The 18,377-nt window shown below is 65.2% G+C and carries 17 protein-coding genes; 8 read left to right on the plus strand and 9 right to left on the minus strand.

What is annotated here, in order from left to right:
* Positions 1 to 90 precede the first annotated feature (90 nt).
* The 9 genes from VFG17_RS01655 to VFG17_RS01695 form a co-directional block, all read right to left on the minus strand.
* Positions 91 to 1,017, minus strand: a complete 927-nt coding sequence (locus VFG17_RS01655; protein WP_325027743.1) for a nucleotidyltransferase and HEPN domain-containing protein — start codon at positions 1,015 to 1,017, stop codon at positions 91 to 93.
* A 67-nt stretch (positions 1,018 to 1,084) separates the two neighbouring features.
* On the minus strand, positions 1,085 to 2,020 hold the full coding sequence (locus VFG17_RS01660) for a DUF2493 domain-containing protein (RefSeq protein WP_325027744.1): 936 nt from the start codon (positions 2,018 to 2,020) through the stop codon (positions 1,085 to 1,087).
* 446 nt (positions 2,021 to 2,466) lie between these two features.
* The gene (locus tag VFG17_RS01665) at positions 2,467 to 3,525 is read right to left on the minus strand and encodes a DUF7146 domain-containing protein (protein ID WP_325027745.1); all 1,059 of its coding nucleotides are present in this window, start codon (positions 3,523 to 3,525) and stop codon (positions 2,467 to 2,469) included.
* A gap of 12 nt (positions 3,526 to 3,537) precedes the next feature.
* Complete coding sequence (locus VFG17_RS01670; protein WP_414712917.1) at positions 3,538 to 7,890, minus strand: strawberry notch-like NTP hydrolase domain-containing protein; 4,353 nt, start codon at positions 7,888 to 7,890, stop codon at positions 3,538 to 3,540.
* A gap of 94 nt (positions 7,891 to 7,984) precedes the next feature.
* Complete coding sequence (locus VFG17_RS01675; protein ID WP_325027746.1) at positions 7,985 to 8,629, minus strand: antitoxin of toxin-antitoxin stability system; 645 nt, start codon at positions 8,627 to 8,629, stop codon at positions 7,985 to 7,987.
* Between the two features lie 93 nt (positions 8,630 to 8,722).
* Positions 8,723 to 9,223 (minus strand): hypothetical protein, encoded by a 501-nt coding sequence (locus VFG17_RS01680; protein WP_325027747.1) that lies wholly within the window; start codon positions 9,221 to 9,223, stop codon positions 8,723 to 8,725.
* Entirely contained in the window at positions 9,216 to 9,722 is a 507-nt protein-coding gene (locus tag VFG17_RS01685; RefSeq protein ID WP_325027748.1) for a hypothetical protein, read from the minus strand. Before VFG17_RS01685 ends, VFG17_RS01680 begins: the two co-directional genes overlap by 8 nt.
* Before the next feature lie 126 nt (positions 9,723 to 9,848).
* Positions 9,849 to 11,975 carry a ParB/RepB/Spo0J family partition protein gene (locus VFG17_RS01690; protein ID WP_325027749.1) on the minus strand — a complete coding sequence of 709 codons (2,127 nt, stop codon included), beginning with the start codon at positions 11,973 to 11,975 and terminating at the stop codon, positions 9,849 to 9,851.
* 123 nt (positions 11,976 to 12,098) lie between these two features.
* Positions 12,099 to 12,500 (minus strand): DUF2958 domain-containing protein, encoded by a 402-nt coding sequence (locus tag VFG17_RS01695; RefSeq protein WP_325027750.1) that lies wholly within the window; start codon positions 12,498 to 12,500, stop codon positions 12,099 to 12,101.
* Positions 12,501 to 12,722: 222 nt separating this feature from the next.
* On the opposite strand from VFG17_RS01695, the gene VFG17_RS01700 reads away from it, so the two are divergent.
* From VFG17_RS01700 to VFG17_RS01735, 8 genes are all read left to right on the plus strand, one after another.
* The gene (locus VFG17_RS01700) at positions 12,723 to 12,914 is read left to right on the plus strand and encodes a DUF6771 family protein (protein WP_325027751.1); all 192 of its coding nucleotides are present in this window, start codon (positions 12,723 to 12,725) and stop codon (positions 12,912 to 12,914) included.
* Between the two features lies 1 nt (position 12,915).
* Positions 12,916 to 13,245, plus strand: coding sequence for a hypothetical protein (locus VFG17_RS01705; RefSeq protein WP_325027752.1), 330 nt, complete (start codon positions 12,916 to 12,918; stop codon positions 13,243 to 13,245).
* Positions 13,246 to 13,256: 11 nt separating this feature from the next.
* A complete protein-coding gene (locus VFG17_RS01710; RefSeq protein WP_325027753.1) occupies positions 13,257 to 13,769 on the plus strand; it encodes a hypothetical protein in 513 nt (170 codons plus the stop codon).
* Positions 13,770 to 13,796: 27 nt separating this feature from the next.
* Positions 13,797 to 14,444 carry an SOS response-associated peptidase gene (locus VFG17_RS01715; RefSeq protein WP_325027754.1) on the plus strand — a complete coding sequence of 216 codons (648 nt, stop codon included), beginning with the start codon at positions 13,797 to 13,799 and terminating at the stop codon, positions 14,442 to 14,444.
* Between the two features lie 740 nt (positions 14,445 to 15,184).
* Positions 15,185 to 15,934: a LuxR family transcriptional regulator gene (locus VFG17_RS01720; RefSeq protein ID WP_325027755.1), complete on the plus strand. Its 750-nt coding sequence runs from the start codon at positions 15,185 to 15,187 to the stop codon at positions 15,932 to 15,934.
* A gap of 96 nt (positions 15,935 to 16,030) precedes the next feature.
* The gene (locus VFG17_RS01725; RefSeq protein ID WP_325027756.1) at positions 16,031 to 16,657 is read left to right on the plus strand and encodes an acyl-homoserine-lactone synthase; all 627 of its coding nucleotides are present in this window, start codon (positions 16,031 to 16,033) and stop codon (positions 16,655 to 16,657) included.
* Complete coding sequence (locus tag VFG17_RS01730) at positions 16,654 to 17,532, plus strand: phytanoyl-CoA dioxygenase family protein (RefSeq protein WP_325027757.1); 879 nt, start codon at positions 16,654 to 16,656, stop codon at positions 17,530 to 17,532. Before VFG17_RS01725 ends, VFG17_RS01730 begins: the two co-directional genes overlap by 4 nt.
* Positions 17,529 to 18,140 (plus strand): GntR family transcriptional regulator, encoded by a 612-nt coding sequence (locus VFG17_RS01735; RefSeq protein WP_325027758.1) that lies wholly within the window; start codon positions 17,529 to 17,531, stop codon positions 18,138 to 18,140. Before VFG17_RS01730 ends, VFG17_RS01735 begins: the two co-directional genes overlap by 4 nt.
* Positions 18,141 to 18,377 lie beyond the last annotated feature (237 nt).

Consider the following 18,377-nt stretch of genomic DNA (forward strand, 5'->3'; position numbering starts at 1 on the left):
CGTAACGGAATATTGCAAAGTGGTGCTACGCGGCAACACATTGTATCGCACGCAACTAACTCCCGAAAATGTGTGAGCGTCGCGTCATCATCACGCAGGATGGCAATTTGCTTCCAGCATTGCGATACGTTCAGAGCAGATTTCCTGCACTGCCCGGCCCAATTCCTCCACGCGTCCCGCGAGCCAAATCAGGTCCTCCTCGCTGATCCGATAATGTTTCGAGTAGCGTGCTTTCACGTAGGCCTCTTTGAGCTTTTCGAAACGCGATCGGTCCGCCTTCAGTTCACGGGGCCATGCGTCGACTAAGCGCATGTCTAATCGCTCAGCTTGGGTTCGCAAAAACCCCAGATTGTGGACGTGCGGAGTGTAGAAGGTGCAGACGAGCAGAACGCAGTGATAAAGCCGCTCAGTGGCTTGATGCGTATCGAATGCAGCATCTTTGAAGTGGCCCTGTTCGCGATAATATTGCGCTCCCCCGAAGCGTTTCATCGCTGCCGGAAACCACTCGTCAAAGTACTCCCGCGCCATCGCCAGCGCCTGTTCGGGCGTCTTCGGCTTCGGCTTGTGCAATTCCTTCTCGTCGAACTCGTACAGTGCGACCCCATCGCGCGCGACGTCCATGAAGAAATAGCGCCCGTGCGCGAGCCCATCGTTCACCTCCTGCAGAGTGTGGACGATGAAGTTGACCGGCGTGTGCAGCGTCTTGTCGATCGCGAGCTCGCGGGTCAGCCGATCGTCGAGCTTCGCCCAGAAGTCGACCTTGTCGGTCAGGCGCTTGTCGTTGACGATGATCAGCAGATCGAAGTCCGAGCGATAGCCCTTGGCGGTGTGGGGCTCGTCAACCCAGCCGCCGCGCGCATAGCTGCCGTAGAGGATGATCTTGTCGATCCGCCCCTTCTTCTTCCAGCTCATCGTGCCGAGCGCGAGCGCATCCTCGAATTCTTCGAAGATGATCGCCTTCACGCGTTCGAGCTCGCGCTGCTTGTTCGCCGGGAGATGATCGAGATCGGTTTTCATTGATTTTCATCCTGTAATCCCGCTCGCCCGATGGCAAGCATCGTCGGGTCCAAATCTGAAGACAAGTTCATCCCGGCACCCGAAAGTCCCAGACCGGAATGCCGAACGCCCGCGCCTTGTCGACGAGATTATCCTGGATTCCGGTGCCCGAAAAAACGACCAGCCCGGCGGGCATGGCATCGATCATCCGCTCGTTGCGCTTGAAAGGCGCCGCCTTCTTGTGACGGTTCCAGTCGGGGCGGAACGCCACCTGCGGCACCCCGCGCGTGTCGGCCCAGCAGGCGGCGGCACGCTCCGCGCCGGTCGGCGTCGCCCCATGCATCAGCACCATGTCGGCATGACGGGCATGGACCTTGTCGAGCGCCGACCAGATATGGCGATGATCGTTGCATGCCGGTCCTCCGCTGAAGGCAATGCGCGTTCCCTCGGGGATCAGAGCCTTGGCCTTTTCGCGGAGGCGCTTGTCCATGAAGTCACGGCTGTCAATGATCGCCGCAGTCATCGTCTGGTGGCGGATGCGCGATCCGGTGCGAGGCTGCCAGGCCTTGCGCGCGTGGATGCGGAACTGCTCGGCGGCGCATTCGCGGAAAAATTCCATCGTGTCGCGCCGCTCGATCATCGTGATGCCTTCGGCGATCGCGCGCTCGAGTTCGACCGAACGGATTTCGCTGCCATCCTGCTCGCGCTGGAGCTCACGCTGCGCCTGTTCGTTGCGATCGAGTTCGCGCTCGACCCGCTCGCCGGCGCGGTGGAAGATGTTGACGACATTCCAGAGAAGGTCCTCGAGATCGGGCTCGATGCGGGTATCGACAAGGCACCCCGCCAGGGCGTCGAAGATGTCGGCGACCGCACCGCCGGCGAGCCGGTCGCAAGGGAGCGGCCGTGGGTCGGGTTCGTCGTCATAGGGCCGATGGCCGTAAAGCTGCATTTCCTGGAGCAGATAGGCGCTGGCGCCGGGCTGCTGCGGTTCGCCCCGTTCGGGAAGCTCGAAGAAGTCGGTCATGTCGTTTCTCTTGTCTGGGGCCGCGCCTTTCGCGGCCTTCGCGGCGACGCCTTCGCGGCGGCGGGTGCGGGTCCGCACCGTGCGGGGCACCCGCGCGGCCGAAGCGCAGCGAAGGATCGCGGGGGCGCGGCTATTTTGTTTCGCGATGCAAAGGGGCGTGAGCCCCGGCGGAAAATAGCCGCGACCAGAGCCATTGCGGCGCCCGCGCCCGCTGCCGCAGTCGCCCTCCAGCGAAGGCCGAGGCGTGGCCTTTCGAGAAAGGACCGATCGGGCTTATCCCTTTCCGGACAGGCTCGACCCCATCCCCGGCGCCGAAACGCCCTGCTACAATCCAGAATTGCTATCGGCTTCTCGTCCGGCGTCGATGCCACCAGCGCCATCGCCGCAGCGCAACGTCGTTCGGCGCGATGCTGGGCGCGGGGTGGTTTTGCGGCGGAAGAAGCTATCTATGCCGAATCCAGCATCCGTTCGGCATCGACGTCACGCATCTGGGTGAGGATCATGGCCGCAAGCTGCAAGCGGCCCATCGATAGGAGATCGCTGTTCAGATCGTCCAGCATGGGATCGAGCGGCAAGGCTTCGATCCCCAGCGGCGCAGCGCGCTCGGCGAGGGCGGCGAATGCGGCGCGTCCCGCGTTATCGCGTTCGCGCGCGACATAGAGGCGGCGCAGCGGCGCAGGAAATTCGAGCGCCGCGAGATGCGCCGCCGACAGGCCCGCGACAAGCGGCAGCGTGGCGGCGATTTCGCGCAGCGAGAGCATGGTCTCGATACCCTCGCCGAATGCCATGACCTCGCCCGCGAGCCCGAAGCGGACGCCATGACCGAGCAGATGTCCCATCGCGCGCCGCGGGTAGGCCACGGCCGCCTTTGTCGATCGATCCGGATCGAGCCACGTGCGATGGACGCCCCTGATCAAACCATCGAGATCGGTCACCGCGGCGATCATCGCGGGATAGGCGGGTTTGACCGATGGGCCATCCTCCTCGGACCGGCGATAATAGCAATTCGGGTGGCATCGCAGCGCGGGCAGATCACCGCCGCGCCGCAGCGACCGGCCCGTCAAATAGGTGCGCACCAAGGTCCCCGCGATCGGCTTCGATGCCGCCCACAGCCGAACGGCCGCCTCGGCGCTGCCCGCGCGGGCGCGGCGCGCACGGGGACGCGGACCTGAACCCAGACCCTGGGTGCCGGCATCGGATGAAGGCAGGCTCAGGAAGCGCCGCGCCTCGGCGAGCGTGTCGCCGAGGTTGGCATGGGCGCAGCTCGCGCCGATGATATCGAGCAGGTCGCCATGCTCGCCGGTCGCGGCGTCGGACCATTTGCCGGCTGCCCGACCGTCATCGCCGGCGACGAGGCGCACATAAAGACTGCGCCCAGCTGCATTGCCCTTATCGCCGACCATCCAGTAATGGCCTTCGCGGCGACCGTTAGACAAATAGTGGCGGCACACCGCCTCGGCATTTTCACCGAGACGACGCGCGAGTTCACGAACCGGATTGGCCATGGCGGGGCTCCTTCAGGCGGCCTTGCGGTCGGCGATCCGCTGGATCGGAAAGCGATCCACCAGCCGCGCGAACACATCGGCGCCAGCAGCCCCTGCCGGCACGTAGAGCTTCAATTTCCACGAGACGATCTCGGACATCAAGCCGAAAGCCTTCAGCCGCTCGACGCCGAGATCGTTGAAGCCGCTGAGTTCGATGCGCCAGTCGTTCATCGCGCGAACACGGCGCAACATCTGCCCTTCGGCAAGGTGCAAGACGACCTCGCCTTGCTGAACAACCTGCCACGCCTCCTCCCTGGGCAGATCGCATGGCCCGTCTCGGACGACAGATGCCACCCAGCCCTCCGAGACCTTGCGTCCGATGATGCGTTCGCCGTCATCAGTCTGGAGCCGGTAAACGCGCGAGGATTCCTTGGGCAGTTGCCGCCAGATGGGAAGCAACAGGCCCGACACAATGCGCAGGGTCGAGGTCTCATAGTCGGGAATAGCGGCAAGTTCGGCATTCCAAACGCTCCCGAACAGGTCGCGGTCGGCCGGTTGCCAATGGCTTATGACGAAATCGGCGATCAGCATGTGGCTGGCCTCGAGGGGCCGGTGGAGACGCACGCGCCGGTGGACCGCGCCATCGTCGTCGATGAAACTGCGCGCCCCCAGCTTCACCGCGGCGCGCTGTGAGCGCCGATTCACGAGCAGTTCGCCGCCACGCTCGCGGGCGAGCGCCAGCGCATCGTCAAGACCGAGGGGCAGGACCCGCTCCTTGCGTTCGATCGTCAGGAGCTGCGTTTCCGCCCCGGTTCCCGGATGGGTGTAGATCGTCTGCCGCGCCTTCACGCAAAAGCTCTCGGCGCGCAGCGTTTCGAGGCCGATCTCATAAGTGCCCGCCGCAATCGCCGCCTCGATGCGGTGCACAAGCAGACCCTCGAAGGCCTCGAAAAGGATGTTCTGCAGGTCGATCGTCAGCGCCAGCATGCGATTGAGGAAGGTGGTGATCGGCGGCAGCTCCTCGCGCAGGCAGCCGTCGACGTCGAGCAACGAGAGGCCGGTCGCGCTCTCGAATGTCAGCAGCGCGCAGCCCTCGACCTTGCCGTCCGCGATCAGCACGTAGAGCTGGCGGAGCGCATCGCGGGCGTAGAAGGATTCCAGATTGTCCTCCGCCCGGAACATATTTTGCCCGCCGGTCTGGCGCTGGCCGCGCGTTATCGCCCCCATCGAATCGAGCCGCCGCGCGATCGTCGAGATGAAACGCCTCTGCGCCTTCACGTCGGTCGATACGGGACGGAACATCGGCGGCTGCTTCTGGTTCGTGCGGTTCGTCCGACCAAAGCCCTGGATCGCGGCATCGGCCTTCCACCCCGCCTCAAGCAGATAGTGGATGCGTCGCCGCTGGTTCTTCACGCCGAGATCGGCATGATAGGAGCGGCCCGTGCCGCCCGCTTCCGAGAAGACGAGGATGCGCTTCTCGTCGTCCATGAAGGCATGGGTCTCTCCGATGTTTGCGCTGCCGGGCCGGTTCTCGACCGCAAAGCGCACCTCCCCGCCTTCCCCGCGCCGCGGGACGATGCGGCGCGAGCGGCCCGTGACCTCGGCGACCAGCTGGGTCCCGAAATGCTGGACGATCTGGTCGAGTGCGCCCGGCACCGGCGGCAGCGCGGCGAGCTTCTCGATCAGCGCGTCGCGCCGCCGGCAAGCCTCGCGGCTGACTATCGGATTGCCGGCCTCGTCATAAGCGGGCCGCGACGCAAGATTGCCCTCCCCGTCGGTGCAGGGCTCGAACAATTGCACCGGAAAGCCATGCGCAAGATAGTCGAGCACATATTCGCGCGGGGTGATGTCGACCGACACGTCGCCCCATTCATCCGCCGGGATCTCGGCGAGCCGCCGTTCCTGGAGCGCCTCGCCGGTCGAGACGATCTGGACGACCGCGGCATGGCCCGCCTCGATATCGCGCGCGATGCTCGCAATGCAGCTCGGGGTCTGCATCGCGGTGATGAGATGGTTGAAGAAGCGCTGCTTGGTGCTCTCGAACGCCGAACGCGCCGCCGACTTCGCCTGCGCGTTGAGCGTACTATGTTCGGCGCTCGTCACCCCGGCCGCCTCCATCGCGGCGGCGAGATTGTTGTGAATGACCTGGAAGGCGCCGGCATAGCTGTCGTAGATTCGCCGCTGCTCGTCGGTGAGCTTATGTTCGAGCAGCTCATATTCGACGCCGTCGAACGACAGCGAGCGCGACGCATAGAGGCCGAGCGCCTTGAGGTCGCGCGCGAGCACCTCCATGGCCGCGACCCCGCCCTCCTCGATCGCGGCGACAAACTCGCTCCGCGACGCGAAGGGAAAGTCGCTTCCGCCCCACAGGCCGAGCCGCTGCGCATAAGCGAGGTTCTGGACGGTCGTCGCTCCGGTCGCCGACACATAAACAATTCGCGCTTGCGGCAGAGCATGCTGCAACCGAAGGCCGGCGCGCCCCTGCTGCGACGACTTCTGGTCGCCGCGCCCGCCCTTGCCGCCCGCCGCATTGGCCATGGCATGGGCCTCGTCGAAGATGATCGCGCCGTCGAACTCAGGGCCGAGCCATTCGACGATCTGGTCGATCCGGCTCGCCTTTCCTTCGCGGCCCTGCGAACGCAGCGTCGCATAGGTGGTGAACAATATGCCTTCGGCGAGGCGAATCGGCGCGCCCTGGCGAAAGCGTGATAACGGTGTGACGAGGAGTCGCTCCTGCCCCAGCGCCGACCAGTCGCGCTGCGCGTCTTCGAGCAGCTTGTCCGATTTCGAGATCCAGAGTGCGCGGCGTCGGCCCTTCAACCAATTGTCGAGAATGATTCCCGCGACCTGCCGCCCTTTGCCCGCGCCGGTGCCATCACCGAGGAACCAGCCGCGCCGGAATGCGACCGCCGCCTCATTGTCCTCGCTCGCCGCGCTCACGACGTCGCACGTTTCGTCGACGGTCCAGGCGCCCGACAGATGGCCGGCGTGCGCCTCGCCGGCGTAGATGACCGACTCCAGCTGCGCATCTGAGAGGAGGCCGTCGCGGACGAGATGCTCGGGAAGATGCGGCCGATAGGACGGCCGCGGTGGTGCGACCGAGGCCATCGCCGCCGACTGGACGAGGTCGGTTGGATGGGGAAGCGCCCCTCCAATCCGCAAGGACTGGAGCGCGTAGGGCTCGTAGATCGCCTCGCCGAGCTGGCCTTCGGGCGGCGACCACGCGATCGTCTCATAGTCCAGTTCGCCTACAGCGACGCACGCGGACTTCTCCTGTCGCGCGGGTCCCTTGGCAAAAGGGCCGAGAGCAGTCGATGCGCCGCGAATGAACGGCATTGCTGCTGCTGGTGCGGGGGACGGCGGTGCTGGTCGCGGCGGAACATGGCTGGACACCCAGGCAAGGAGCGTCGCCAGGTCGGGAGCTTCCCCATGGCTCGCCGGCAGCATGGCTCGATCGGCCGCCGGCACCTTGTCGATCACAAGCAGACGCGTCGCGGTCGTGGTGCCATGCTTGGCGTAGACTTTTCCAGCGATCGCGGCTGAGAACAGGATCGTCGCCCGCTCGTGAAGCCGGGCGAAGCCTTCACGGAAGGCTGCGGCCTCGGGTGCGCAATTGGCGCCGACGATGGCGACCAGCCGTCCGCCGTCGCGCAGACGCGTGAGAGCGGAAGCGATGTGGCGAAGCGCGGTGCCGCGCATTGGGCGATCGACATTCGCCGTCGCGGAAAAGGGCGGGTTCATGAGCACGATATCGGGAACGACCGCATCGTCGAGCCGGTCGTCGATTGATGCCCCATCGTGTCGGCTGACCGGGACGGCGGGGAAGAGCAACCCGAGCAGTTCGGCGCGCCCGCTGGCCATTTCATTGAGCGCAAGACCGGCCCCGGCGAGTTCGGCGTGGATCGCGAGCATGCCCGTGCCCGCGGATGGCTCGAGAACGCGGTCGCCGGGATGGATCGAGGCTGCATGCGCCGCGACGAAGGCCAGCGGCAGGGGCGTCGAGAATTGCTGGAAGGACTGGCCTTCCTCCGACCGCCGCGTCTGCGTGGGAATGCGAGCGGCAAGTCGTTCCCAAGTCGCGAGCTGGTTTTGGGGCGAGCGGCTGCGCACCGCAAGCGCGCAGCCATAGCGGCGAAGGAGCAGGACTTGCGCCGCCTCGCACGCATCATAGGCTGCTTTCCAGTCCCATGCGCCGGCGGCGTCGCTCGCGCCGAAGGCAGTCGTCATCGCCGCGCGCAGTTCGGCGGTGGAGAAGGGCTGGCCCGCCTCGAGCAGTGGCTGAAGCGCCGCGGCGGCATCGAGCAAGCGCCGGGGCGCTGGCGCGTCCGGGCGAGAAGCGGCGGTCGCCGCAGCGCCGGGCGCCGCATCGGGGAAGGTCATTCGCATGGCTGAAATCCTTGGGAGAGCGGGGCTGGAATGAACCGCCCGCTGCTCTCTCTTCGATCCGGGGGTTCCCCCTTTCCGGCCCCGCCTCTCCCTCTCAACCGAAGCGAACGCCGTCGGCGGTGAAGCTATATTCATTGAGACGGATGATCTCGTCGACGGCCTCGTCCGACGTCAGATGTTCATATTCGTCGTCAAGGCGTCCGTAGAGCCAGCGGGCCAGATCGCGGAGCGCCTCCGTCACATCCTCATCGGCATCGGCGGTCAAGTCCTGGACGACCGGGCTGTCGCGCTCGACAGCGATGTCCATGCTATATTCGTGATAATAGCGGCCGCGATGCGCGATACGCGCGCTCAGCTGATAGAAATTGCGCCGCTGGATCGATCCCAGCGCGTCCGCGATGCGATGAAGCTCGCTGTCCGTCGGCGCGTAACTGCGGATTTTTCCGCTCGCGCCTCTGGCATAGCTATAGGCGCCTTCGAAGCAGGCCCCGTCACTCTGGCTCCAGAAACCCGAAAACCAGATGCAGGGCTTCCGGCGCGTTCCGCCGCCGAACAGGCGCACGGCGACCGTATCGAGGCTGATCCCCAATATGTCGCAGACGCGCTCGAAATCCTCATAGACAAATTCGAACCAGTCATAGTCGAAACCGCCTTCGCGATACCAGGCGCGCGCCTTCTCCTTCCCGTCATCCGGCAGTTCATCGAGGCAATAGACGGTCGTTTCGATAATCGAGGGCATGATATCCTCCTCTCGGCTCAGGGGCCAGAAAAGGCGAAAGCCCGGCGCGCGGGCCAGGCTTTCGCAGTCGGTGAACGATGGGCTGAACAGGCGTCAGCCGGGGGCATCGCCGGACAGGCGCGCGATCGCTTCCTCGAGCCATCCGGCTGTCGAGACCGTTTCGATGTCATCCGTCGTGATCAGCGTCGCGGCACCGCCGAAACCGTCGGGCCGCATTTTGGAACAGGTCCATGCGGCCTCGACTTCGATATAATCGAGCGCCGACCGCCGAACGATGTCCTGGAAAATGCCCTCGAAACCGATCATCGACATGTCGAGTTCGAACTCGGCACCGTCAGGATCGCATTTGGCCATCTCCTGCCGGACGAGATCGGCGAGGCCGCTTGCGACACCCTCATCTTCGCCAAGCAGCGCCTTCACCTCCCCGAGGTCCAGGAACAGCATATCGTTCGGACCGTGGCTGGCGCAGAAATAGACATCCTCGCCGACATCTTCATGATCGAACATCTGCGCGAGCACCTGATATTCGAGCGCGGTCATCGCCGTGCGCGGGATGTCGGGACGGATGACGGTCTGAGAGAAATAGTCAGCCATGGCGCGCCTCCCCAGGTACATCCGCGTCTTCCGCCGCCGCCGGGGCCAGCGGCGGATCGCCTTCGACCACCAGCGGCGGCACTTCGAATTCCGCGCCGTCGAAGTAAGCAAGCGCGGCTTCGATCGAGCCGAGGTCGCTGAGCAGGCGGCGATCGATCAAAACGCGGTCGCTTTCATCGATCATGTAGCTATCGACCGTGCCCGAGCCCCGGTAGACAAGCCGCTCGGGCGACCATTCGCCGGGGCAGCTCCCCGACCATCGGACGAACGACAGGCCATGCTCGACGCAGAAAGCCTCGAGATTGTCGATCTTGCCCCAGGCGCAGCTCTCGTCGAACAGTGCGAGCGGCTCGCCCGGAACGCGGCTCCCGGCTTCGAAGGGCTCGCCGCCCCATTCGGGCGACAGGCCTTCGAAAGCGATGATGTGGAGCAGCTCTGCGAAAACTGCGGCAGAGACGCCGCCGCCGATCAGGATTGAAGCGGGAACACGATCAGCCATGACAGCCTCCATCGTTCATGCGGCGGGTGGGATTTGAACTCTTCATGTCAGGTCTCCGTAAAAACGGCTCGGCCCGGCATTGCTGCCGGGTCGGAGCCTTGATTGTCGGTGATGCGCGGCAGCCGATTATTCGGCCGCGACAGCCAGTTCGGGGTCGTCCGCGTCGTCGGGGCTGGCCGCATCCTCAGCGAGGAAGGCAGGCAATTCGGCGTCGGCGGCATCGCCCTCGGCGTCGCCAGGCTTGGCAACATCGAGCCCAGGCGTGCGCATCGGCTCGGGGAGCCAGGCTGCGTCTTCGAGGAGCCGCTCGGCTTCGCGGGCCATGTCCGCCTTCTTGAGATGATCGATCATCTCGGCGAATTGCGGTCCCCGCGCCTCGGCGACATCGGCAAGGATCCGCGGCTTGGTCACCGCGCGAAAATAGCCCTCGACGGTCGGGAGCCAGCCCGCCGCGACAAGATCGAGCCCGACCGCCCGCGCCAATATGTCGCTGTGCGCGAGCCGGCGCGCCACGCCGTGCGCCGAGATGCGACCATTGTCATATTTGGGGACGATCTCGGCTTGGGCGTTAACGCAGAGCGACGCGCAATGGGCGAACAGCTGTGCCTGCTCCTTGCCATCGAGGGTCAGCAGAAAGTCCCACAATTCCTTGTCGGACTGCGGGAGCCGCTCTTTCCATGCCGAAGCGCGCGCATCGATCGCCTGCGCCGGCCCGCAATCGCGCAGTTTCGTCGGCGCGTTGCTGAAATAGACCCGGTTCGCCGCGACCTGGACGCAGCTTTCGCGCGTCCCGGTGTAGAAACAGCCGAGCACGAGGGCGTGGAGTACCGCGGCAAAGGCAATCGCCGGATCCTGTGCGAAGGCATCCTGGAGCGCGAGCGTGCGCCATGCCGTGAGATCGGACACAAGCCGATCGGGGAGCGGACGGAGCCCCTCGCCTTCCTCTTCGCCATCGCTGCCCGCAGCCGGTGTAGCGTGATCGCCATCCCCACCGCCGCGCAAGGCGACGCCTTCGCCGTCGGCTTCCGCGTCGGGCGCAGCCGCGCCATCGGCCATTTCCTGCCCCGGCTCGTCTTCAGCACGAACGAATCCACGCTCGATCCGCACCGACCCGTCGCGATCGATCGAGACGAAGGCGCCGGCGATTGCGATATCGGCGGCGTCGAAGACGAGCGGGCGGTCGACGACCGCACCAAGTTCGGCGTCGATCGCATCGATCCGCGCATGCACTTCGGCGGGCACATTAGGCACGTCGGACCATTGCTCGCAAAGCGCCTCGCTTTCGGCCTCGAGCGCAGTGACGCGCGCCTGTTCGTCGTCGCTCATCGGGACGTCCGCGCGGTCGATCGCGCGCAGGTCGCGCGTCGCGTCCCACGGCAGGTCGATCGAGGTGGTGACCCATTTCCAGCCCTCGGCGAGGATGCGTGTCCCTTTGGCCTTCAGCTTTTCGTCGACCAGCCGGTCGAGCAGCGCCGGGTCGGTGAGCCAGCCGCCGCCGTCGGCCTCGAACAGGTCGCGCACCACGCCGCCGCCCGCTGCGACATAAGCATCGACGCCGACAAACGCCGCGCGCTTGTCGGTCACCCGCACGCTGTCCTCGGTCAGTTTCTGGCGGATGAAGGCAGGGCTCTTGTTGAAGCTGTGATCGAGCTGGGCCCAGACGTCTTCTTGGCGCTGATGATCGTCGGCGACGGTGAAGGCCATGAGCTGGTCGAGCGTCATGCCGTCTTCGGCGTAAATGTCGTGGAGCTTGGGCGACACCGCGGCGAGCTTCAGCCGCTGGCGCACGACCGCGGGGGTAGTGAAATGATGCGCGGCGATCGCTTCGACATCGTCGCCCTTGTCCACCATCGCCTGCATCGCGCGAAACTGGTCGAGAGGATGCAGGCTCTCGCGCATGGCATTTTCGGCGAAGCTGTCGTCCTCGGCGAGGATGTCATCGCCCGGCGCGCGGACGACGCAGGGGATCGGCGCATCCTTGGCGAGGCGCCTGCGCTTCACCAGCAGTTCGAGTGCGCGGTAGCGGCGCCCTCCGGCGGGTATTTCATAGCGGCCGGTCTCCTGGCCCTCCGCATCGAGCAGCGGGCGAACGCTAAGGCTCTGGAGCAGTCCGCGCCGGGCGATGTCGTCGGCGAGCGTCTCGATCGACACGCCGGCCTTGATGCGCCGGACGTTGGACTGCGAGAGGGCCAGCCGGTCGAGCGGGATGTCGCGCGACGGGCTGAGGGTGATCTTGGCGGCAGTTCGGGCCATGGCCATTCTCCATGACGGGCCGCCGCGAGACTCTCTCCCGGCTCCTGGACCCGTCACGAAGGCGCCAGCCCCCCTCTTCCTCCCGGGGCCGCGCAAGGCGGCCCCGGCAGGCGGCGAGGCGCATCAGCCGCGCCCCGAAAGCCGTTCGGCCGCCCGGCGCAGCCTTTGCTCCCCCAGCACTATTGATCCCGCACTCCGCGCCGCTTCGGCATAGGCCGAGAGCGGGTGGCTCGGCGCGAAGTGCAGATCGCGTTCGATGGTGAGGCCGAATGGCAGGCGGACGGCTTCGAGCTCGGCGAGCGCGAAACTGCCGAGTTCGGGACAACCGAAGCCGAGGTCGGCGAGCCCGAAGAAGATGCCGTCCGCATCGATCTCGGTCGCGAGCCAGGTCGCCGCGCCGACGGGGCTGAACAGGCGGACGACCGGCCTCGGATCGGGCTCACGTTCGCCGCGCGAAAGCGCGTCGATCCGCGAGGCCAGATTGGTGCGAAGCTGCGCCTCCAGTTCGGGGGTCAAGAGTTGCATGGCATGGGTCTCCTCCGGCGGCCGGCAGCGAGCCTCTCTCGCCGCGCCCGGTCCGCCGCCCCGGGGCAGGCCCTTCTCTGCCTCGCCGGATGTTGGCACCGCCGGTGGCGGGCGCCGAAGGCGCGAGGCAGGCCGGCGCAGGCGCGCGCCTGCCGCCAAGGCCGCCCGCTCCGTCCCGGCCACGCACTTGCCAAAATGTTCTTCCTATGTTCTCATAAGGCCATGAACAATATCGATACCGCGCGAGTCGCAGAGACCATCCTTTCCGCTCCCGGCTGGGCGCGCGTCGGCATCACCGCGCCCACCAGCCATATTCGGGTCGAGGCGGCATTCGAGCTTGCGCGCGCGATCGTCGAGAGCGCATGCGCCGGTGCGGAGCCGCAAAACCCCGATCAGCTCGGGCTCTCCCTGTGACGTGGGCGGCTGGACCAAGGATGGACAGCCCCGCGCGACCCACATTTTCGAGGCGGCCGCGTGGTTCCGCGCGATCAAGCCGGTGTGCCGCTGCGGGCACAGCGCGACCTTCAATCCGTACGGCATCTGGTGGCGCTTCCAGTGCAAGATGTGGGACGATGATCTTTTCAAGGCGCGACAGAAATTCTGGTGCGTCCGCTGCGGGGCGCGGACGGGCAAGCGCGTTCGCCCGGTGCGGATCGAGCTCGTCGAACCGAGCCGCGACGACATCGCGCTGCCGATGCCCGACGAGCGCGAATGGAAGCGCGCGCTCAGCCGCTTCCGTGCCTGAGGATTGAGTGCATGGATATCGAAACGGACGACGCGCTCGTCGGCATCGGCAAGCTCCACCGGGTGATGATCTGGGACGGCCAGCGCGAGCGCGAGAAGGAAATGCTCTGGGGCCTGCCCTCGCGCGAAGCCGAGGTGTTCCAGATCCCGCTCCTGAAGTCCGAGACCGCAATCATCGACCGGCCCTGCCTGTTGCTCGCCAATGAGTTCGGCCTCGTGAAGCGCGGCAAGACGATCTATGCCGCGAGCCTCATCTCCGACGAGCCCTTCTTCTGTATCGCAGCGGTCTGGCGCCCGGCGCACCAGCTTTGGCCCGAGAGTTTTGCGGCGCTCACCGTGCCGGCCTATGACGATCTTGCCCCGCACAAGGACCGCCATGTCGGCGTGGTGCGCCCCGAGGACTGGTTCGACTGGCTGATGGGGACAAGGCCGCCGCTGGACATATTGCAGCCTTTCCCCAAGAACAGCTTCAGCATCATGCCGCCGATCCAGCAGAATTTCGACGAGTTGCTCGGAGCGACCTGACAGCTATTGTCGCAGGGGACCGCCGCAATGTGCAATCTCGTGACCCTCAAGGCTTCGGTCGCCGAAGTCGCATCGGCCTTCGGCGCGCGGCGTCCGATCACCAATGCGCAACCCGGCGAAGTCTATCCAGGCGGACAAGGCTTTGTGATCCGCGACGATGCGGGCACGCGCGCGCTGCAGTCGATGACCTGGGGCTTCCCTGTCCGGCTCAAGCATATGAAGCCGACGAGCAAGCCGAAGCCGGTGAACAATGCCCGCGACGACAAGCTGATGACCTTCTGGCGGACCTGGTTCACCAATCCCGGCCAGCGCTGCCTGATCCCGATCACGTCCTTTGCCGAGGCCGAGGGCGAACAGGGCCGAATGACGCGCACCTGGCTCAGCGTTATCGACCAGCCGCTCGCCGCCTGTGCAGGCCTCTGGCGACCGACGGACGAGTGGGGCGACTGCTATACCATGGTGATGGTCGATGCGACCGAGGAGCTTTTCGACATCCACGACCGCATGCCAGTCATCCTCCATGCAGCGGATCATGACGCCTGGCTGCACGCGCCGCCCGAAGAGGCCATACAGTTGGTCGCTAAATATCCTGCCGAGCGGCTCGCCGTCGAACGAACGGACATTCCTTGGTTCAGCCCCAGACCGCCGACGGTCGAGGCCCCGACGCTTCTTTAGCACCGCTATAAACAAGGCCCGCCGAGTTCGCCGGTCCCAGTCCAATCAGCCCAAGAATATGGCGCCGCCCCGCCAGGAAAAAACTGCGAACATAACCTGTGTTAAGTCAGGAAACCGTAGCGTTAACGGGGCCTTGACTCTCCTGCCGAGCGCGGTAGCTAGGACACCTCTTTTCGATCTTCGATGCGACCTAGAAGATTCGGGGAGGGGGGCGACTTTCGATATGGCTCCTGTGATATCGAAAGCCGGAAGGGCCTCGTCGAAAGACGGGCCCTTTTTCGTATGTCCTACATCGTGGGACAGTGTCATGCTCATGCCATGACCCCCGAACCCAAATGGAAAAGCCGCGCTATCGCGATTGAGTTTTGGCTCCTCTCTGCCTTGGTCGCGGGATCCTTCATCGCCGGACTTATCGCCGCGATCCGATCGCTTGTCGGCAGCTGACCGGATCGACGTCGCCCGAACAAATTCAAGCGCCCGCCCTTCGGCGGATGAAGTATCAAATTGGGTCCATCTCCGGAATGCCGAGCCTTTACGCCATTTTTCCGACTGTTAGACTAGGGCAACCGATCGATCGCCGCGTCGAGGCCGCGAAAACAGCAGCCCGCCCGGCCATGTCAGGACCCGTCGGTGAAATGTCCATCCTTCGTACGCCTCGGAGAGGAACCGAGAGCGCGCGATCCAATGGAGCGGACCGCGGGCAGCCGGGTCGGGACCGTGCCAGCGGCCGATGATCAGACGTGAAGCATTTTCATTTGACGGAGGAACTCGCACAGGAAATTACCGGTGCCGGCAGAGTAGAACAGCTTTTCGCGGCGCTCGCGAACGCGACCGGGCGCATGGGGTTCGATCATTTCGCCCTCGCCTTCGACCGGCGAGGAAACGATGGCGCCTCAATGCTGGTCCATAATTATCCGGACGCCTGGGCAAAAATCTATGTCGGCTTCGACCTCGGCGCCGCCGATCCGATCCGCCGCGCCGGCGAGCGGTCGGTCACCGGCTTCCAGTGGCGCGATGTGAACCGCTACATTCCGCTGTCGCGCGGCGATCGGCAGCTGTTGAATGTTGCGCGCGAGAGCGGGGTCGGCGACGGTTTCACCGTTCCGCGGCACTTGCCCGGCGAAGCGTCGGGCTCCTGTTCCTTCGCAGTCAGTCCGCGCGCAGCCCTGCCCGCCGACATGTTGCACGCCGCTGAGATCCTCGGCGCGATCGCTATTGCGTCAGCCCGCGAATTGATCGGGTCTTCGCCCTTGCGGCCGCGCCCTGTTCTCACCGAGCGTCAACGCGAATGCGTCCTCTGGTCGGCGCGTGGTAAGACGGCAGGCGAGATTGGCGATATCTTGGGGATCAGCGAAGAGACGGTGGTGCGCCACCTCAAGATGGCCCGCGACCGTTATTCGGTTCACTGCCGCTCGATGCTCATCCTGTGCGCACTGTTCGACGGGCTGATCGGCTTTTCGGATATCTACGACTGGTGGCGTCCGAACTGAGCGCGACACAAATCGCGAAATGCTTGCCCAGAAATGGGCATAGGCGACCCGCGGGATTGATGGTCTGATTCCGGCTCCACAAGCCAAGGACTTCTTATGATCACTCAATTCACGCGGGCGCATGATGCGCCCGGGAATGTCGCGTTGCGCGCCATGTTCGCAGCCCGCAAACAGGTTTTCATCGACCAGCTGAAATGGGACCTGCCTGCCCTCGACGGCCGTTTCGAGATCGACCATTTCGATACGCCGGATGCCCGCTACCTGATCCTGCTCGATCCTGACGATCTGCGTCACCGGGCATCGGCACGGCTGCTGCCGACAACGGCGGCGCACCTTCTCGGCGACGTCTATCCTCAGCTTTGCACCGACGGCCCGCCGTCCGGCGAAGGCGTGTGGGAGATCAGCCGCTTCTGCCTCGATCCTGCGCAAACGCATGCCGAGCGCCGCGATGCCCGCAATCAACTTGTCACCGCGCTCGCCAACCATGCTTTGCGGAATGGCATAACCCAGTATGTCGGCATCGCCGAAGAGAGCTGGTTCGACAAGATCAGCAAATTCGGATGGCTCTGTCGCACGCTTGGCCCCCTTCACACTGATGGTATCTGCGACCTACTCGCGCTCAACATCCACATCGACGATGACACGATCGCAGGGCTCAAGCGCACCGGAACCCACGCGCCGCTTGCCCTCAGGTTCGAGCAAGGCGGGGAGCGCGCACAATGAAAAAGGACCTGACCGAAGCCGATCTTCCTGACCTGCTCGTCGATGAACTGCGCCGCAAAGGCTATTGCATCATCGGCAACGAGGCGATCGGGCGCGTGCATGCCCTCGCGAGGGACCTTGATCCGATCTTTGCCGCGACGCCTTTTTGCGAGGGCAATTTCTACGGCGGCCGGACAAAGCGCTTCGGCGGCCTGCTCAAGCGATCGGAGCACATGGCCGCACTGGTTCTCAACCCGCTCATCCTTTCTGCCGTGCAGACCATTCTCGGCACCGGCTGCGACCGGATCCAGCTCAACCTCACGCAGGCGATTGAAATTCATCCTGGCGAAGTGCGCCAGTTCCCGCACCGCGACCAGGATATGTGGCGCGGGGCCGACGGCACGCAGGAATATCTTGTCAATGTGCTGTGGCCGCTGACCCCGTTCACACAAGAGAATGGCGCCACGCGCATCTTCCCGAAGAGCCACGGCGTGCTGGGGATGGCGAAAACCGATCTCGGCCAGCCGATCTTCGCGGAATGCAAGCCGGGCTCGGCGATCTGCTTTCTCGGATCAACCGCGCATGGGGCGGGCTCGAACCTCAGCAAGGAGGTCCGGCGCGGCGTCCTCGTCAGCTACAGCCTCGGCTGGCTGAAGCCGTACGAAAATCTGGGGCTCGTTTACCCGCCCGAGATCGCCAAGCACTTTCCGCCCGAACTGGCCGCCCTCGCCGGCTATGCGCTGCACCGTCCGAATCTCGGCAATTACGAAGGGCGATGTCCATCGATCCTGCTGCAAGACGAACTGCCGGCGCATATCGGCGCGATCGACGCGCTTCGTCCCGACCAGGCCGACGCCGTGTCCGAATTCGCTGCCGCGGAAAGGAACGGACAATGAGCCCCGCGCATGTGTTCGAGCCGACCTATGAAGCGATCAAGCGGCGTTTGATGACGGGCGCATGGGCCGCGGGCGCCCGTATCGAGGCGGCGCGTCTTGCCGACAAGCTCGGTGTCAGCATGACGCCAGTGCGCGACAGCCTCTACCGGCTGAACGGCGAGCGCATGGTCGACTTCACGCCCGGCGAGGGATTTCATGTGCACCGTCTCGCCGAGACCGAGTTTCGCGACCTGCTGGAGTTGCACCTGATCCTGCTGCTCGCCGCGCTGGCGACCGCCCCCAAGGGCGCCGCGGGGTCGGTGCCCGAGGACCAGCCCTATCCCGACCGGATCGCGGACCTGTTCCTCGCGATCGCCGAGCGATCGGCGAACAGCGAGATCGTCGCGAACATCGCGGCGATCGGCGACCGATTGCAGCTATCGCGGCATTTCGACGCGATGATCCTCGTCGATGTCGACGCGGAGTATGATGCGATCGCCCATGCCGTCGCCGATGCCGAGCCGCAAGCCGAGGTCCGGGGCCTGCTGCTCAGCTATCATGAGAGGCGCGCGCATGAGGCGGCGAGCTATGCCCGCATGCTAGGCAGTCATTCCGGCGGTGAGCCTTGACGCCGCGACGACCCGGCCCGAAGCTTTTGCTTGTCAGCGCCGTCCGGAATTGACATGATTCTGCCGCGCGGGTGCATTTTCTGGCAGCTCCCGCGCGGAATGTTTCGCCAGTCATCAAACACGCCAGTCCTTGATCGGACCGGCGGCCCAACCGGACCATGGACCCGCGCGAGCGGCCAGACGGCGGCACAGCACTGGGAGAGCGGTGTCCGGCTGAAGCCGGCCGCATCCGCTCGC

Origin of the sequence: Sphingopyxis sp., from assembly GCF_035686825.1 — a bacterium.
In the GTDB taxonomy this organism is placed as follows: domain Bacteria; phylum Pseudomonadota; class Alphaproteobacteria; order Sphingomonadales; family Sphingomonadaceae; genus Sphingopyxis.

Bases quoted from the DNA above. Each gene is read 5' to 3' on its own strand.
- VFG17_RS01730 (WP_325027757.1), top strand. From the start codon at position 16,654: ATGAAAAAGGACCTGACCGAAGCCGATCTTCCTGACCTGCTCGTCGAT.
- VFG17_RS01670 (WP_414712917.1), bottom strand. From the start codon at position 7,890: ATGCGAATGACCTTCCCCGATGCGGCGCCCGGCGCTGCGGCGACCGCC.
- VFG17_RS01690 (WP_325027749.1), bottom strand. From the start codon at position 11,975: ATGGCCCGAACTGCCGCCAAGATCACCCTCAGCCCGTCGCGCGACATC.
- VFG17_RS01700 (WP_325027751.1), top strand. From the start codon at position 12,723: ATGAACAATATCGATACCGCGCGAGTCGCAGAGACCATCCTTTCCGCT.
- VFG17_RS01660 (WP_325027744.1), bottom strand. From the start codon at position 2,020: ATGACCGACTTCTTCGAGCTTCCCGAACGGGGCGAACCGCAGCAGCCC.
- VFG17_RS01725 (WP_325027756.1), top strand. From the start codon at position 16,031: ATGATCACTCAATTCACGCGGGCGCATGATGCGCCCGGGAATGTCGCG.
- VFG17_RS01715 (WP_325027754.1), top strand. From the start codon at position 13,797: ATGTGCAATCTCGTGACCCTCAAGGCTTCGGTCGCCGAAGTCGCATCG.
- VFG17_RS01685 (WP_325027748.1), bottom strand. From the start codon at position 9,722: ATGGCTGATCGTGTTCCCGCTTCAATCCTGATCGGCGGCGGCGTCTCT.
- VFG17_RS01680 (WP_325027747.1), bottom strand. From the start codon at position 9,223: ATGGCTGACTATTTCTCTCAGACCGTCATCCGTCCCGACATCCCGCGC.
- VFG17_RS01675 (WP_325027746.1), bottom strand. From the start codon at position 8,629: ATGCCCTCGATTATCGAAACGACCGTCTATTGCCTCGATGAACTGCCG.
- VFG17_RS01665 (WP_325027745.1), bottom strand. From the start codon at position 3,525: ATGGCCAATCCGGTTCGTGAACTCGCGCGTCGTCTCGGTGAAAATGCC.
- VFG17_RS01655 (WP_325027743.1), bottom strand. From the start codon at position 1,017: ATGAAAACCGATCTCGATCATCTCCCGGCGAACAAGCAGCGCGAGCTC.
- VFG17_RS01710 (WP_325027753.1), top strand. From the start codon at position 13,257: ATGGATATCGAAACGGACGACGCGCTCGTCGGCATCGGCAAGCTCCAC.
- VFG17_RS01735 (WP_325027758.1), top strand. From the start codon at position 17,529: ATGAGCCCCGCGCATGTGTTCGAGCCGACCTATGAAGCGATCAAGCGG.
- VFG17_RS01695 (WP_325027750.1), bottom strand. From the start codon at position 12,500: ATGCAACTCTTGACCCCCGAACTGGAGGCGCAGCTTCGCACCAATCTG.